Below are 14,214 nucleotides of genomic sequence, written 5' to 3'. Positions count from 1 at the left end.
CTTTCCCTGGGGTTAAATAGGAACAACCTGGGTTTGTTGTCCTTCTTTCGAATCACTTTGAGGATGCTTTCGTGAAGTCGGTTGGACTTTTCTCTGGTATTGGCGGTCTTGAACTCGGACTCGGTAGGTCCGGGATCGATGCTGCGTTGCTCTGCGAGAACTGGGAGCCAGCTGCATCCGTACTTCAGCGTCGTTTTGATGCACCGGTCGTGGGCGATATCCGTAAAGTTGAAGCGTTGCCCGCATGCGACGTCGTGGCAGCAGGCTTCCCGTGCACCGATCTCAGTCAGGTCGGTCGTACCGCTGGCATTAGTGGCGACGACTCCGGGCTTATCCGTGAAGTCTTTCGCTTGGTCGCTGAAGTGCCTCCAACCTGGTTGGTCCTGGAGAACGTTCCCAACATGCTGACCCTTCACTCTGGGGAGCCGGTCCGGCACATCACCGATTGGCTCGACGACAACGGTTGGAACTGGGCTTATCGAACGGTGGACTCTCAGTACTTCGGCGTGCGGCAACGTCGCCGCAGGGTGTTCCTCATTGCCTCGCGGGCTGAGGATCCCCGTGAGGTTCTCTTCGCAGATGAGACGGGCGGGCCAGCAGCACGGAAGCACCACAGCGCGTATGGTTTCTACTGGACCGAAGGTAACCGTGGTATCGGATGGGGTGAGGGAGTCACGCCGACCCTGAAAGGTGGCTCTAAGCGCGGCATCGCCTCACCGCCCGGTGTTTGGATCCCGGATGCTGACATAGGCAAGGCGATCTGCCGCCCGGGCATTCGTGTAGGGGAGCGGTTGCAGGGATTTAGGGCAGGTTGGACTGACGGTCTCGGTACGCTCGGTGAGCGGTGGAAGATGGTCGGAAATGCCGTCACAGTGCCGGTTGCTGAATGGATCGGTCATCGCCTCATGTCTCCCGGGGTGCCTGTAGACGTTGGTAGGTCTGCTCTCGAGCCGGGTCGGCGTTGGCCAGGTGCTGCGTCATCGGTGGCAGGGAAACGGGAGTCATGGCAGCTGAGCGAGCGGCCAATCGTCGTACGGCAACGCACTTCCTTGGCGGGGCTTCTGGGGCAGTACTCATCGGAGCCCCTCAGCCTCGGAGCGACCACCGGTTTCACCGCGCGTTTGAAGGCCAGTACCTTGTGGCGCGACGAACGTTTTGTGGCGGCGCTTGATACGCATATTGCTGCCATGGCGACGAATTGACGCGACGAATCCTGCCGGTCCGGCTGGCGACCATCGACGGCCCCTAACGCTTCGGCCAGTGCCAGGGTGGGCGGTCGAGGATGCCTGGGGCGTCGGCGAGGACGGTTGCTCCGAGCTCCTTTTCCAACTCCAGCAGGCTCGCGTCGTCCGTGGAGGCCTCGACGGCGCGGACCAGGTCGCGGGCGTGGGTGACCACCACGACCTGGGTGCGTTCCGCCGCCGTCGCGATCAACGTCGCCAGCGCCGGCAGGAGGCTCGGGTGCAGGCTCGTTTCCGGCTCGTTCAACACCAACAACTGCGGCGGGCGCGAGCTCAACAGCGCCGCCACCCACAGCAGGTACCGCAACGTTCCGTCCGACAATTCTGCCGCCGACAACGGGCGCAACAAGCCGTGCTGGTGGAACTCGAGCTCGAACCGGCCGTCGTCGCCCGACCGTACCGACAGGCGCGAACCCGGGAACGCGTTGTCGATCGCCGTGTGCAACGCATCGGAGTCGCCGATCTCCTCGATCGTCCGCAACGCCGCCGGCAGGTCGGCGCCGTCATGGTCCAGCACCGGCGTCCGCGTGCCCACCCGCACCTGCCGCGCAGGCGCCTCCGCATCCGTGCGGAAATGATCGTAGAACCGCCTCGAACGGATCTGCTCGCGCACCACCAACACCTCCGGTGACACGCGCGGGTCCGCGAACGACGTCAACATGCTGTCCGTCGGCGCGATCCGATACGCCTCCGCACCCCACGCACCGCTCTGCTCCCGCGTCCGCACCATCGGACCTGCACGGTCCGCCAACAACGCCTTGTCCCGCAACACCGAACCGCTCCACACGCACTCGCGTTTGAACTCCGGGTCGCGGTTGAACGCCGACTTCTCGTCCTGGGGCGGGATCCCCAGGTCCAGCGCGTAGCCGAAGTCGTCGCCCGTGAAGCCCAGTCGCAACCCCACCGGCTTGCTGCGCGTCGTGCCCTGCAGCGGCGTCCGGCCCTCGCGCACCGCGCGGCCGACCTTCTCCGGCCCGGCCCACAACGTCGACGGCAACCCACCCTCGCGCGCCAGCGCCGCCACCGCACCACTGCGCGACGTGTCCGCCAACAACCGCAACGCCCGGTACAGATTGGACTTCCCGCTGCCGTTCGCCCCCGTCACCACCGTCAACCGCGACAACGGCAACACCAGGTCGCGCAACGAACGGTAGTTCTCCACAGCCAGCGTCGTCAGCATGCCCGCACCGTAACCGGCAACCCCGACAGCCGCGGCCGCCGCTCACGACACCGCCACTCACGACACCGCCGCTTACGACACGGCCGCTTACGACACCCCGGCCGAGCTCTGTGCCAGCAACGGGATCCGGCCACCGGCGAGCACGGCCTCACGCTGCCGCTGCGACAGGGTGTGCCGCACCTCGTAGCGCTGGTCCTTCGCCGCGTTGAACACCGACAGGCGGGAGTCCGGCTCACCCAGCAGCCGGCGGAGGTCCTCGACCACCAGCGTGTCGTCGGCGTCGATGCGGTCATGGTCCTCGGGGTCGGTGAACTCCAGCGGCAGGATCCCGAAGTTCGCCAGGTTCTGCCAGTGGATCCGCGCGAACGACACCGCGATCACCATGCGCAGACCGAGATGGCGCGGCGTGATCGCCGCGTGCTCCCGCGACGAACCCTGACCGTAGTTGCGGCCACCGACGATCACGTGCCCCGCACCGCCGGCTGTCTCCTGCGCCCGCGTCGGATAGTCCGGGTCGATCCGCGTGAACGTGAACTCGGCCAGCGCCGGGATGTTCGACCGGTACGGCAACGCGGCGGCCCCGGCGGGGGAGATCTCGTCGGTCGACACGTCGTCACCCACCTTCAGCAGCACCGGCGCCTCGACCCGGTCCGGCAACGGCGGGAAGTCCGGCAGTGCCGAGATGTTCGGACCCTTCGTCAGGTCCGCGTGGCGTGACGTCTCGGGCGGAGGAGGCTCCTCCAGCGTGTCCGGGTTGACCGTGGCGCGGTCGGGCAGTTCCAACGTCGGGTACTCGATCCCCAGGTCGCGCGGATCGGTGATCACACCCTCGAGCGCGCTGGCGGCGGCCGTTTCCGGCGAGCACAACCACACCGAATCCTCCCGCGTTCCCGAACGACCGGGGAAGTTCCGCGGGAAGGTGCGCAGCGAGTTGTGTCCCACGGCGGGCGCCTGGCCCATACCGATGCAGCCCATGCAGCCCGCCTGATGGATCCGCGCGCCCGCCGACACCAGGTCGAACGTGGCGCCCATCTTCGTCAGGTCCGCGAAGATCTCCCGCGACGTCGGGTTGATGTCGAAACTGACACCGCCCGCCGTCTGCCTGCCGCGGACCATCGCGGCGGCGATCGCGAAGTCGCGCAGCCCCGGGTTGGCCGACGAGCCGATGATCGCCTGCCCCAACGGCGTCCCGGCAACCTCACGCACCTCGACGACGTTGTCCGGCGCCGACGGCTTCGCGATCAGCGGCACCAACGTCGACAGGTCGATCTCGTCGGTGACGTCGTACTCGGCACCGTCGTCGGCGGTGATCTCCACGAAGTCCTGCTCCCGCCCCTCGGTACGCAGGAATCGCCGCACCGCCTCGTCGGACGGGAACACCGTCGTCGTGGCGCCCAGCTCGGCGCCCATGTTCGCGATCACGTGCCGGTCCATCGCCGACAACGTCGCCAGACCCGGCCCGTGGTACTCGATGATCCGGTTCACCGCACCCGACACCGTGTGCCTGCGCAGCATCTCCAGGATGACGTCCTTGGCCGACACCCACGGCGGCAGTTCACCGGTCAGCCGCACACCCCAGATCTCCGGCATCCGCACGTACAGCGGCTCGCCCGCGATCGCCGTCGCCACGTCCAGTCCGCCGACACCGATCGCCAGCATGCCGAGCGACCCGGCCGCCGGGGTGTGCGAGTCGGACCCGACCATGCTCGCGCCCGGCACACCGAACCGCTGCATGTGCGTCGGGTGCGAGACACCGTTGCCCGGCTTGGAGTACCAGAGGCCGTACCTGCGGCACGCCGAACGGAGGAACGCATGATCCTCGGCGTTGCGCTCGTCGGCCTGCAACAGGTTGTGGTCGACGTACTGGACACTCACCTCGGCACGCGTGCGGTCCAGGTCCAGCGCCTCCAGCTCCTGCATGACCAGCGTGCCGGTCGCGTCCTGGGTCAGCGTCTGGTCGATCGTGATCGCGATCTCCTCACCCGGAGTCATCGTGCCGCTCACCAGGTGGTCGGCGATCAGCTTCTGCGCGACGTTGCGAGGCATGCGTCCTCCTTCGCCCGGGGTGGAGTCCGCAGGGTGGAATTGCCGCTGGAGGGCCGACCGAAACGTGTCCTCATCGACGGCTGGGTTGACCGCGGGCGGCTCCCTGCCCACCGGTGGTCCGGGACGACGCACCGTCGGTCGGGTAGAACCGCGCGGCACCGTCGACATCGATGCGCACGTGGTCTCCACGTTGCACCCGCATGGCGCCTTGCACGCGGGCGCGCAGCCGACCCTGGTCACTGAGCACGGACGCGGACGTGTGCAGCGGCTCGAGCAGCACCGTCGCGTCGTGCCCGTGGAAGGTCACATCACCCACGACGGCGTGCGCACCGGTGCCGTTATTGCGTGCCACGGCCGTCAACCGCAGCTGCTCGGGCCGAAGCATGGCGACACCTGCACCGTCGCGACGATCCTGCGTCGCCGGCGCCAGAGGTACCCCGGCGAGCCAACCGGGCGCGGTGTCACCGTAGGTATCGACCTCCAACAACACGGCCTCGCCGACGAAGAGCGCGACCGCGAGATCAGCAGGATGCGCGTACACCTCCTGCGCGGTACCCGCCTGGGCGATCGTGCCGTCCCGAAGGACGGCGATCCGGTCCGCCATGCTCAGGGCCTCTTCCTGATCATGGGTGACCAGCACGGCCGTCGCTCCCATCGCGCGCAACGCCTCCCGCACATCCGCACGCACCTCGGCCCGCAAACCGGCATCGAGCGCACTGAACGGTTCATCGAGCAGTACGACGTCGGGCTCGGGGGCGAGCGCGCGGGCGACGGCCACGCGCTGCTGCTGCCCGCCGGAGAGCTCGTGCGGCATCCGCTTCTGGTAGCCACGCAGGCCGACCACCTCGAGCAGGTCGGCGACGCGAGCCTTGTTCCGCCGCATGCCACCCAGCCCGAACGCCACGTTCGCCCCGACGGACAGATGGGGGAACAACGCACCTTCCTGGGGAACGATCCCCACCCGCCTGCGTTCGGGAGCGACGTGCCGGCCGGCTGCCGCGACCGTGTTGGCGCCGAGCGTCACGCTGCCCCCGTCGGCCTCATGGAAGCCGGCAAGCACCCGCAGCAGTGTGGTCTTTCCACAGCCGGACGGCCCGAGGACAGCCGCGAGCTGACCCGACTCGACATGCAGGTCGACGCCTCCGAGTACGGGGTCCGCGCCGTACCCCGCCGTCAGATCGGTCACCACCAACTCCGTCATCTGCTTCGTCTACCTTTCCGTCCCCACGACACTTCCCCGAGTACGCAGTACGTGACCCAGCACGACCGAGGGCACGGCCGCGATGACGATCAAGGCAGCCCCGTAGGGAGCGGCCGCCCCGTACGCGACCACGTCGGTCAGCGTCCACAGCTCGGTGGCAAGCGTGCTGGACCCCGTCGGGCGCAGCAGCAGCGTCGCCGGCAATTCCTTGGCAGCGGTCAGAAACACCAGCGCCGCACCCGCCGCGACGCCCGGCGCGGCCAGCGGCAAGGTCACCCGCAACCTGGTGATCAACCGCCCCTTGCCCAACGACCGGGACACTTCCTCCAGTCGCACGGGCGCAGCGGCGATTCCGGTGCGCACCGCGCCGATGGCCAACGGCAGGAACAACACCCCGTACGCGAACACCAGCATCGGCATCTGCTGGTACAGCCCGGGCAGCAGCCGAATGCCCAGGAACACGAGCGCGAGTCCGACGGTGATCCCCGGCAGTGCGTACCCGGCGAAGCTGGCCAGCTCGACGCCGCGGGACAACCGGCCCTGATACCTGATCGCGAGCACGCCGACGGGCAGGGCCAGCAGCACGGTCAACGCCGCACCGAGAGCCGAGACCTGCAACGTCGTCACCGTGGCCGAGACGAGCCGTCCCACGTCCACCTCGGTGGAACTACCGGTCACCATCCACCGTGTGAGGGTGAAGATCGGCATACCGACAGCGGCCGCGAGCAGCGCTCCCGACCCGACAAGCGCGGCAGGCCTGGCACGACGTAGCGGGACGGTGTCCGGCTCGCGCGCGGCACCCGCACCCACGCGCGCCTGCCCGAACGCGGCTGCCCTACCCCGTGCACGACGCTCGGCGATCGTGATCACGACAGCGAGCAGCACGAGGACACACCCGAGAACCGCCGCAGGAGTACGGTCGAAACTCCCGCGGTAACTCGTGTAGATGCCCATCGTGAACGTCTCGTACCGCATGATCGACACGCCACCGAAATCGCCGAGCACGTACAGGGCGACCAGCAGCCCACCGGCCAATGCGGCAGGCCGAGCCTGACGAAGGGTCACCAGGAAGAAGGTGCGGACCGGGCCCTTGCCGAGCGAGCGCGACACTTCCTCGAGCCCGGGATCGCTCGAGCGTAGAGCTGCCATCACGGGAAGCAGGACATACGGGTACGACACCAGCGTGAGCACGAGGAATGCCCCGGAGAACCCCGCCAGCCCCGGCCATTCGGAGATCCACGTGAACCCCGCGACATAGGACGGGATGGCCAACGGCAACGTGAACAGCACGGCGAACACGCCACGAAACGGCAAGTCACTGCGGACCACGAGCCAGGCGGCGGCCACGCCGATGAGCAGGCAGGCGACCGTGACCGCCGTGGCCAACGTGACCGTACGCAGGAGCACGTCGAGGGTCCGTTCCCGGAACACCTGCGACACCACGAGACCCGGTCCGCGGTCGAAGGCACCCAGCACCAGGTACGCCACCGGGACCACCATGAGGGTAGCGACGCCGAGGCCCGCCACGGTCAGACCGGGAGCGTTGCGCATGACCTCGAGCGGCCGCCGCCTGGACCGGTGTGGTCGCTGCCCAGGCGGCGGCGCCGCTACCTGCGTGCCCATGGTCAGGACAGCCCGACCTCTTGCAACAACGTGAGCGTCTCATCCAGCGAGGACAGGTCCGACAGGTCGATATCCGGACTCGATATCTCCTCGAGTTCGGGCATGTCATGCGTTTCCGACGTGATGCCGTCCCGCATCGGGAACTCCGCCAGTTCGTCCGCGAAGTACTGCTGAGTGCTCTCGGACAACAGGAATTCGACGGCCCGCTCGGCCTCCGAGGGCACATCCGATCCCGCCAATACCCCGACACCGGCGATGTTGACCAGGGCCAACGGATCGTCCGGGTGCGCGTAGTGCTGGTCAGCGGTGACGCGTCCGCGCCGCGTTCCTCGATCACCCGGTAGCGTAGGTGTGGTTGACCAGACCCATCGCGACCACGCCGTCGTTCACGGCATCGAGGATCGCCCCGTTACTTCCGAACGTTTGGGGATCGTTCCCGTCGAATTCGGTCAGCCACTCGCGAGCACCCTGTTCGCCCTCGATGATTCGCAGGCCCGTCACGAACGCTTGGAACGACGCATTCGTCGGGTCATAACCGACCTCACCCCGCCACCTCTCGTCGACCAGCTCGTCAATGGTGTCGGGAACATCGGCTTCATCGACCTCGTCCGGGTTGTAGACAATCACCCGCGCCCTCGCCGACGTTCCGATCCACGTGCGGTCGTTCGCGAGGAAACGCTCGGGTGCCGCCTCCGTGACCTCGTCCGGGATTTCGGCGAGCATTCCCGCCTCACTCAGCGCGCCCAATGCCCCGGCATCCTGGGAAAAGAACAGATCGGCCTCGGTGCGATCGCCTTCGGCCAGGAGTTGTGCCGCCATCTCGGCGCTGCTCCCGTAACGAACCTCCACCGGAATGCCGATAGCCTCTTCCAATTGGGGGACGAGCTCACCGATGCGCCCTTCACTGCGCCCGGAATAGATCGTCAACTGGCTGTCGGAACCACCTTCTTCCGCATTGACGCCGTCTGCCGCGTCTGTGTTCTGGTCGCCGCACGCGACGAGGGTGGACACGAGTGCCGCTGCGACAGCGCCCGTGCTGAGTCGAAAGGCCACGGATCTCGTCATATTGTTTGCGCTCCTTTGCGCACGAGGCTGACAGTGACCCGGTGATATCGTCACCTAAGGCACGATGGTCCGGTTTGTCCCGTGTGGGCAACTACGCTGACACCAGCGGCGCTTCTTCCGTCACGAGCGGACGGTCTGAACCTACGAACGGCGCGGCGTCACGCGTCCGGGGTCCGGCTCAAGATCGGGTGTGCTCGGTCCCGGTGCGCCGGGCTCGGCGTCAGCCGGCGTTCGGGTCCGCGTGGTGGGGGGCTTCGACGTGGCCCGCGGAGAGGGCCTTGCTGTGGGCCAACAGTTCGTCGTAGTCGACCGCGGCGCCGCGCAGCAGGAGTTCGAGGACGCCCTCGGCCTCGGCGTCGCTGAGGTGTTCGTGGCCGAACATCGCCCGGTACTGCACCAGTGATCCCAGAAGGTCGAGCAACAGTTCCCGGTCGGTGTCGGCGCGCAGGTCGCCGCGCTCGATCGCCCGGTCCAACACCTGGCTCACCGCTCGCCGTGCGGGTGCCACGATCGCCTCCACGTACCGCTGCCGCAGCTCCTCGTCCGCGAGGCACTCGGTGTACAACGCGGCCAGCGCGTCCGGGCGGATCGTCCGGTACATCAACAGGAAACAGTTGAAGCCCTCGCCCAGATCGCACAGGATGCAACCCGTGTCCGGCGGCTCCGGCACGTCCAGCCGCTCCGCGATCGCCGCCAGTACCAACGGGGCACGGCCGCTCCACCGGCGGTAGATCGCCGGCCGCGACGTGCCGCCCGCTTCGCCACCCGCTCCACCGACACGCCCGCGTAGCCGTCGGCGTCGAGGATCGCCGACGTGGCGGCGATGACCGCCTCATCGATGCTCCGATCACGGGGGCGCCCACCCGGGCGCGGTTCGTCTCCCCGCTCCGACGACTCCAGCATGCGCCCAGGGTACGCGCCCACGGTCCACCTCCGATCCGCTCACCGCGACCGGCTCTTGCGGAGGAAACGTTACAAACCGTATCGTAACGGAAGAGGAGGTGGCCATGAGCGAGACGACATCCGAAGCGGCCCCGTCCGGTCCCCGTGCGACGACGCGGGAGTGGATCGGACTACTCGTGTTGGTCCTGCCGATGCTGGCGCTGTCGACCGACCTGACCGTCCTGTTCCTCGCGCTGCCCAGCCTCAGCGCCGACCTCGACCCGAGCGCCTCGCAGGCGCTGTGGATCGTGCACATCTACGGCTTCCTCATCGCCGGCTTCCTCATCACGATGGGCCGCCTCGGCGACCGCATCGGACCGCGCCGGCTCATGCTCACGGGCGCCGCCGCGTTCGGCGTGCTCTCGCTCGTCGCGGCGTTCTCGCCGTCCGCCGGTGTGCTCATCGCGGCTCGCGCGGCGCTCGGCGTGGCCGGCGCCACGCTGATGCCGTCGCTGTTCTCGTTGCTGCGCGTCATGTTCCGCGACGACACCCAACGACGCCTCGCCATCGCGATCATGTTCAGCGCCTTCTCCGTCGGCGGCGCCATCGGACCGCTCCTCGGCGGCGCGCTGCTCGAGGTCGCCTGGTGGGGCTCGGTGTTCCTGATCAACGTCCCGCCCATGGCGCTGCTCGTGCTCGTCGGCCCGCGCCTCATCCCCGAACGCGCCGAACGGCACCCCGCGCGCCCCGATCTGCCCAGCGTCGGCCTGTCCGTCGCCGGCATGCTCGCCGTGATCTACGGCGTCCAGGAGATCACCGCCGGGCAGGAGAGCGGCGGTGGCACGGTGTGGCTCGACATCGTGATCGTCGCATGTGGACTCGCCGTGCTCGCGGCTTTCGTTCGCCGCCAACGACGACTGCCCGTGCCGCTGCTCGACCTGTCGCTGCTCGCCCGGCGTCGGATCGGCGTGTCGCTCGGCGCGCTGCTGATCGTCAGCATCGGTGCGGTCGGCCTGTTCTACCTGTTCACCCAGTACCTGCAATGGGTCGTCGGCCTGACCCCGCTGCAGGCCGGACTGTGGACGGTGCCCTACATCGCCGTCAACATCGCCGGCGCCATGCTCGCCCCCGGACTGGCGAAACGCATCCGCCCGACCGTCATCGTTTCGGCCAGCCTGGCCATCGCGGCCGTCGGCATCGCCGCGGTGGCACTCGTCGGCGGCCCGGGAGCGTCGTTCGCGGCGCTGATCGCCACGATGTGCGTGCTCGGACTCGGACACGGCGCCGGCGTGGCGCTCATGAGCGACATGATCATCTCCGGCGCGCCGACCGAGCACACCGGATCCGTCGCCGCCGCGCAGGAGGTCGGCGGCGAACTCGGCACCGCACTGGGTATCGCCATCGCCGGCGCAGTCGGCATGGTCGTCTACCGCGCGGTGCTCACCGACGACACCCGCGTCCCCGACGAGGCCGCCGACTCGGCGCTCGGCAGCGTGCACGACGGCGTCGCCGCCGCCGACACGCATTCCGCGCCGGCCCTGCTCGGCGCCGTCCGCGACGCCGTGTCACTGGGACTGCAGACCTACGCCGGCATCGCCGCCGTCCTCGTCGCCGTGGCCGCCACCCTCGTCACCGTCGTCCTCGCCAGGAAGTCCGTCGACCAGGACGCCCGGGCCAAGGTCGAGTCGGAGGTCCCGGCGCCGTGAGGGTCCGCGGCGTGGCGTCCCCGAAGTGCCAACACGGCGCCCCGAAGTGCCAACACAGCGACGTGAACTGCTGACACGGCGACGTGGGGTGCTGACACGGCGGGTCAGGTGGTTGTCGTCAGGGCCAGGGCGGCGGCCTCGCCGCGGGTGCTGACGTCGAGTTTCTGCAGGACCCGCGTCACGTGGAACTTCACGGTGCTCTCCGTGACACCCAGGTCGGCGGCGATGGCCTTGTTGCGCTTGCCCTGCGCCAGCAGGTCCAGCACCTCGCGTTCGCGCCGGTTGAGGTCGGTCAGGCGGGTCGCGCCGCCGGCGTCGGCGGGCGGATCGAGCGGCACGTCGACCGTGACCCGGTTGCCCCACCCGGGCGTCGCGTCGACGCCGACCGTGGCACCGAGCGTGCGGGCGCGCCCCTGGAGCTGTCCGCGCAGCGCGGTGGTGTCGAGTTCCCCGGAGCTCTGGTCGCGGACGTCGACGAGCAGCGTCGTCTCGTCGTGTGTCCACGCGATCCGCAGCCGGGTCAGGTCCGGATCGGCCGTGAGCGCCAGGACCGCGGTGTGCGTCATCGCCCGTGCGGCGTGGGCGATGTCGCCCGGCAGGGTCCGGCCCGTGGCTGCGGGGGCGGCGAACTCGATGGGTGCCGCGTGGTGGCGCAGCATCTGCCGGACCTCGCCCGCCAGCGCCGCGAACGCCGTCGGCGCAGCCTCGCTGGACAGGGCCTGGTCGGACTGCTGCGCCGTCCGCAACGTCACCAGCGCCGCCGACGCCGCGTCGCGCGCCGCCGTGCGGGCGCGCGTGTCGTCCAGATCGGACGACCGCAACGTCGTCAACAACCCGACGAGCGTCGATTCGTGCGCGGTCGCCAGCTCGGTGATCGTGCGTTCGCGTTCGAGCGCCGCCGCCCGCGACTCGGCCAGGTAGTCCGGGCTGGCCTGGGCCACCTGCTGGCGGATCGACGTCGCCACGATGCCGAACAACGCGGCCAGCAGGTCCGCCTCCGGCAACGACCGGCTCGGCGACCTCGGCACCAGCACCAGCAGCATGTCCGACTGGTCGCGCACCGCCCACAGCCTGCGTCGCTCGCCCGCGAGGGTGAACGTCGCGCACGTCGTGTTCCCCGGCTCGAGGGACTGCTTGACGTGCTCGAGTTCGCTGATCGTCACCCGGTTGAGCATCTCGACGTCGCCGGCCGTCTTGCGTGGACGGCCCGTGCATTCCCGGGTGAAGACGACCAGCGCGGTGTGCGACCACCGGCTCGCCGTGAAGTGCGACAGGCGGCGTGCGATGTCGTGGAGAGGCCCGTCGAGGACCTCACGCAGTCCGGTCAGGGCGGTCACGGAATCCGGCATACCGCCACCCTAGCTGTCCGGAAGTCTAGGTAATGCTGTCCCTTCGGATAGGTCATACCTGTGTCGCAGCGCACTACGCTCGATGCGACATGCGGTGATGCGCATGTCTTTGTCCCTCAACGCGGAGGAACGACCCGATGCCACAAACAGTCCGCGGCGTGATCGCCCGCTCCGAAGGGGCTCCGGTCGAGCTCACCGACATCGTCATCCCGGACCCAGGGCCCGGTGACGTCGTCGTATCGATCGCCGCGTGCGGCGTGTGCCACACCGATCTGACCTATCGCGACGGTGGAATCAACGACGAGTTCCCGTTCCTGCTCGGCCACGAGGCCGCCGGCACGGTCGAGCGCGTCGGCGAGGGCGTGGAATCGGTGCAACCCGGCGACTTCGTCGTGCTCAACTGGCGTGCCGTGTGCGGGCAGTGCCGGGCGTGCAAACGCGGCCGCCCGCAGTACTGCTTCGACACCTTCAACGCGTCCCAGCCCATGACGCTGACCGACGGCACCGAGCTCAGCCCGGCGCTCGGTATCGGCGCGTTCGCCGACAAGACGCTCGTGCACGCCGGACAGTGCACCAAGGTCGACCCGAACACCGACCCCGCCGTCGCCGGCCTGCTGGGCTGCGGCGTCATGGCGGGCATCGGCGCGGCCGTCAACACCGGCGGGGTGACCCGCGGCGACTCCGTGGCCGTCATCGGCTGCGGCGGCGTCGGCGACGCCTCGATCGCCGGTGCGCGCCTGGCCGGTGCGTCGCCGATCATCGCCGTCGACCGCGACCCGAAGAAGCTCGACTGGGCACGCGACCTGGGCGCCACGCACACGGTCAACGCGACCGAGGTCGACGCCGTGGAAGCCATCCAGGAGCTGACCGGCGGCTTCGGCGCGACGTCGTCATCGACGCCGTCGGCAGGCCCGAGACGTGGAAGCAGGCCTTCTACGCTCGCGACCTCGCGGGTACGGTCGTGCTCGTCGGCGTGCCGACCCCGGACATGCGCCTCGACATGCCGCTGATCGACTTCTTCGCGCGGGGCGGGTCGCTCAAGTCCTCCTGGTACGGCGACTGCCTCCCCGAACGCGACTTCCCGACCCTCATCGACCTGCACGAACAGGGCAGGCTCCCACTGGAGAAATTCGTGACCGAACGCATCACCCTCGACGACGTCGAGAAGGCCTTCCACACCATGCACGCCGGCGAGGTGCTGCGGTCGGTGGTGATCCTGTGAGCGCACGCATCGACAACGTCGTCACCAGCGGCGTCTTCGAACTCGACGGCGGCAGCTGGGAGGTCGACAACAACGTCTGGCTCATCGGCGACGACAACGACGTGGTGATCGTCGACGCCGCCCACGACGCCAAGGCGATCACCGATGCGGTCGCGGGTCGCAACGTCGTGGCGGTGGTCTGCACCCACGGCCACAACGACCACGTCACCCACGCCCCGCAGCTCGCCGCGGAATTCGACGCACCCGTGCTGCTGCACCCGGCCGACCGGCCGCTGTGGGAGATGACCCACCCGGGCGTGCCGTTCAGCGAACTCGAGGACGGGGCCCGCCTGTCGGTGGCCGGCACCGACATCGAGTTCCTGCACACGCCGGGCCACTCGCCGGGGTCGACGTGCCTGCACCTGCCCGAGGCCAAGGCCCTGTTCTCCGGGGACACCCTGTTCTCGGGCGGACCCGGCGCGACCGGCCGGTCGTTCTCGGACTTCCCGACGATCATCGGCTCGATCCGCGACCGGCTCTTCACCCTGCCCGCCGACACGCGTGTCCACACCGGACACGGCGACGGCACCACGATCGGCACCGAGGCGCCGCATCTGGAGGAGTGGATCGCCCGCGGCCACTGAGCCGCAGCTACCGAGCCGCACCGAGTGACGGCGGGTGGGCGCACGTGCGCCCACCCGCCGGTTCTTCTCCGGAGCG

Annotated in this window: 11 protein-coding genes and 1 pseudogene; 4 read left to right on the top strand and 8 right to left on the bottom strand. The window is 68.9% G+C overall.

Going from position 1 to position 14,214, the window contains the following annotated elements:
• Window positions 1-71: 71 nt before the first annotated feature.
• On the top strand, window positions 72-1,202 hold the full coding sequence (locus BJF85_RS12000; RefSeq protein ID WP_075847384.1) for a DNA cytosine methyltransferase: 1,131 nt from the start codon (window positions 72-74) through the stop codon (window positions 1,200-1,202).
• Window positions 1,203-1,245: 43 nt separating this feature from the next.
• Here the strand turns inward: BJF85_RS12000 and BJF85_RS11995 are convergent, their stop codons facing one another.
• The 7 genes from BJF85_RS11995 to BJF85_RS11970 form a co-directional block, all read right to left on the bottom strand.
• Window positions 1,246-2,421: an AAA family ATPase gene (locus tag BJF85_RS11995; protein WP_075847382.1), complete on the bottom strand. Its 1,176-nt coding sequence runs from the start codon at window positions 2,419-2,421 to the stop codon at window positions 1,246-1,248.
• Between the two features lie 87 nt (window positions 2,422-2,508).
• Window positions 2,509-4,467, bottom strand: a complete 1,959-nt coding sequence (locus tag BJF85_RS11990; RefSeq protein WP_075847380.1) for an aconitate hydratase — start codon at window positions 4,465-4,467, stop codon at window positions 2,509-2,511.
• Window positions 4,468-4,537: 70 nt separating this feature from the next.
• The gene (locus tag BJF85_RS11985; RefSeq protein ID WP_255375576.1) at window positions 4,538-5,653 is read right to left on the bottom strand and encodes an ABC transporter ATP-binding protein; all 1,116 of its coding nucleotides are present in this window, start codon (window positions 5,651-5,653) and stop codon (window positions 4,538-4,540) included.
• 24 nt (window positions 5,654-5,677) lie between these two features.
• Window positions 5,678-7,219, bottom strand: coding sequence for an iron ABC transporter permease (locus tag BJF85_RS11980; RefSeq protein WP_083666267.1), 1,542 nt, complete (start codon window positions 7,217-7,219; stop codon window positions 5,678-5,680).
• Window positions 7,220-7,293: 74 nt separating this feature from the next.
• The gene (locus BJF85_RS27310; protein WP_139320595.1) at window positions 7,294-7,563 is read right to left on the bottom strand and encodes a hypothetical protein; all 270 of its coding nucleotides are present in this window, start codon (window positions 7,561-7,563) and stop codon (window positions 7,294-7,296) included.
• A 61-nt stretch (window positions 7,564-7,624) separates the two neighbouring features.
• Entirely contained in the window at window positions 7,625-8,302 is a 678-nt protein-coding gene (locus BJF85_RS11975) for an extracellular solute-binding protein (protein WP_158056909.1), read from the bottom strand.
• Window positions 8,303-8,576: 274 nt separating this feature from the next.
• Window positions 8,577-9,059 (bottom strand): TetR-like C-terminal domain-containing protein, encoded by a 483-nt coding sequence (locus BJF85_RS11970; protein WP_222844534.1) that lies wholly within the window; start codon window positions 9,057-9,059, stop codon window positions 8,577-8,579.
• A gap of 304 nt (window positions 9,060-9,363) precedes the next feature.
• On the opposite strand from BJF85_RS11970, the gene BJF85_RS11965 reads away from it, so the two are divergent.
• Entirely contained in the window at window positions 9,364-10,944 is a 1,581-nt protein-coding gene (locus BJF85_RS11965; RefSeq protein WP_075847376.1) for an MFS transporter, read from the top strand.
• A gap of 104 nt (window positions 10,945-11,048) precedes the next feature.
• Here BJF85_RS11965 and BJF85_RS11960 read toward each other — a convergent pair whose 3' ends face one another.
• On the bottom strand, window positions 11,049-12,293 hold the full coding sequence (locus BJF85_RS11960) for a helix-turn-helix transcriptional regulator (protein ID WP_075847374.1): 1,245 nt from the start codon (window positions 12,291-12,293) through the stop codon (window positions 11,049-11,051).
• Window positions 12,294-12,430: 137 nt separating this feature from the next.
• On the opposite strand from BJF85_RS11960, the pseudogene BJF85_RS11955 reads away from it, so the two are divergent.
• Both BJF85_RS11955 and BJF85_RS11950 read left to right on the top strand, forming a co-directional pair.
• Window positions 12,431-13,515, top strand: a pseudogene (locus BJF85_RS11955) (S-(hydroxymethyl)mycothiol dehydrogenase).
• On the top strand, window positions 13,512-14,138 hold the full coding sequence (locus BJF85_RS11950; protein WP_075847372.1) for an MBL fold metallo-hydrolase: 627 nt from the start codon (window positions 13,512-13,514) through the stop codon (window positions 14,136-14,138). Before BJF85_RS11955 ends, BJF85_RS11950 begins: the two are co-directional and overlap by 4 nt.
• Window positions 14,139-14,214: the final 76 nt, after the last annotated feature.

The sequence above is a fragment of the Saccharomonospora sp. CUA-673 genome, from assembly GCF_001942305.1.
In the GTDB taxonomy this organism is placed as follows: domain Bacteria; phylum Actinomycetota; class Actinomycetes; order Mycobacteriales; family Pseudonocardiaceae; genus Prauserella.
The sequence above is the reverse complement of the archived record's forward strand: the minus strand, read 5'-3'. Positions and strand labels throughout refer to the sequence as shown.

Excerpts from the sequence above, each read along its gene's own strand:
- BJF85_RS11995 (WP_075847382.1), bottom strand. The coding sequence starts at position 2,421 with ATGCTGACGACGCTGGCTGTGGAGAACTACCGTTCGTTGCGCGACCTG.
- BJF85_RS11990 (WP_075847380.1), bottom strand. The coding sequence starts at position 4,467 with ATGCCTCGCAACGTCGCGCAGAAGCTGATCGCCGACCACCTGGTGAGC.
- BJF85_RS11980 (WP_083666267.1), bottom strand. The coding sequence starts at position 7,219 with ATGCGCAACGCTCCCGGTCTGACCGTGGCGGGCCTCGGCGTCGCTACC.
- BJF85_RS11965 (WP_075847376.1), top strand. The coding sequence starts at position 9,364 with ATGAGCGAGACGACATCCGAAGCGGCCCCGTCCGGTCCCCGTGCGACG.
- BJF85_RS11960 (WP_075847374.1), bottom strand. The coding sequence starts at position 12,293 with ATGCCGGATTCCGTGACCGCCCTGACCGGACTGCGTGAGGTCCTCGAC.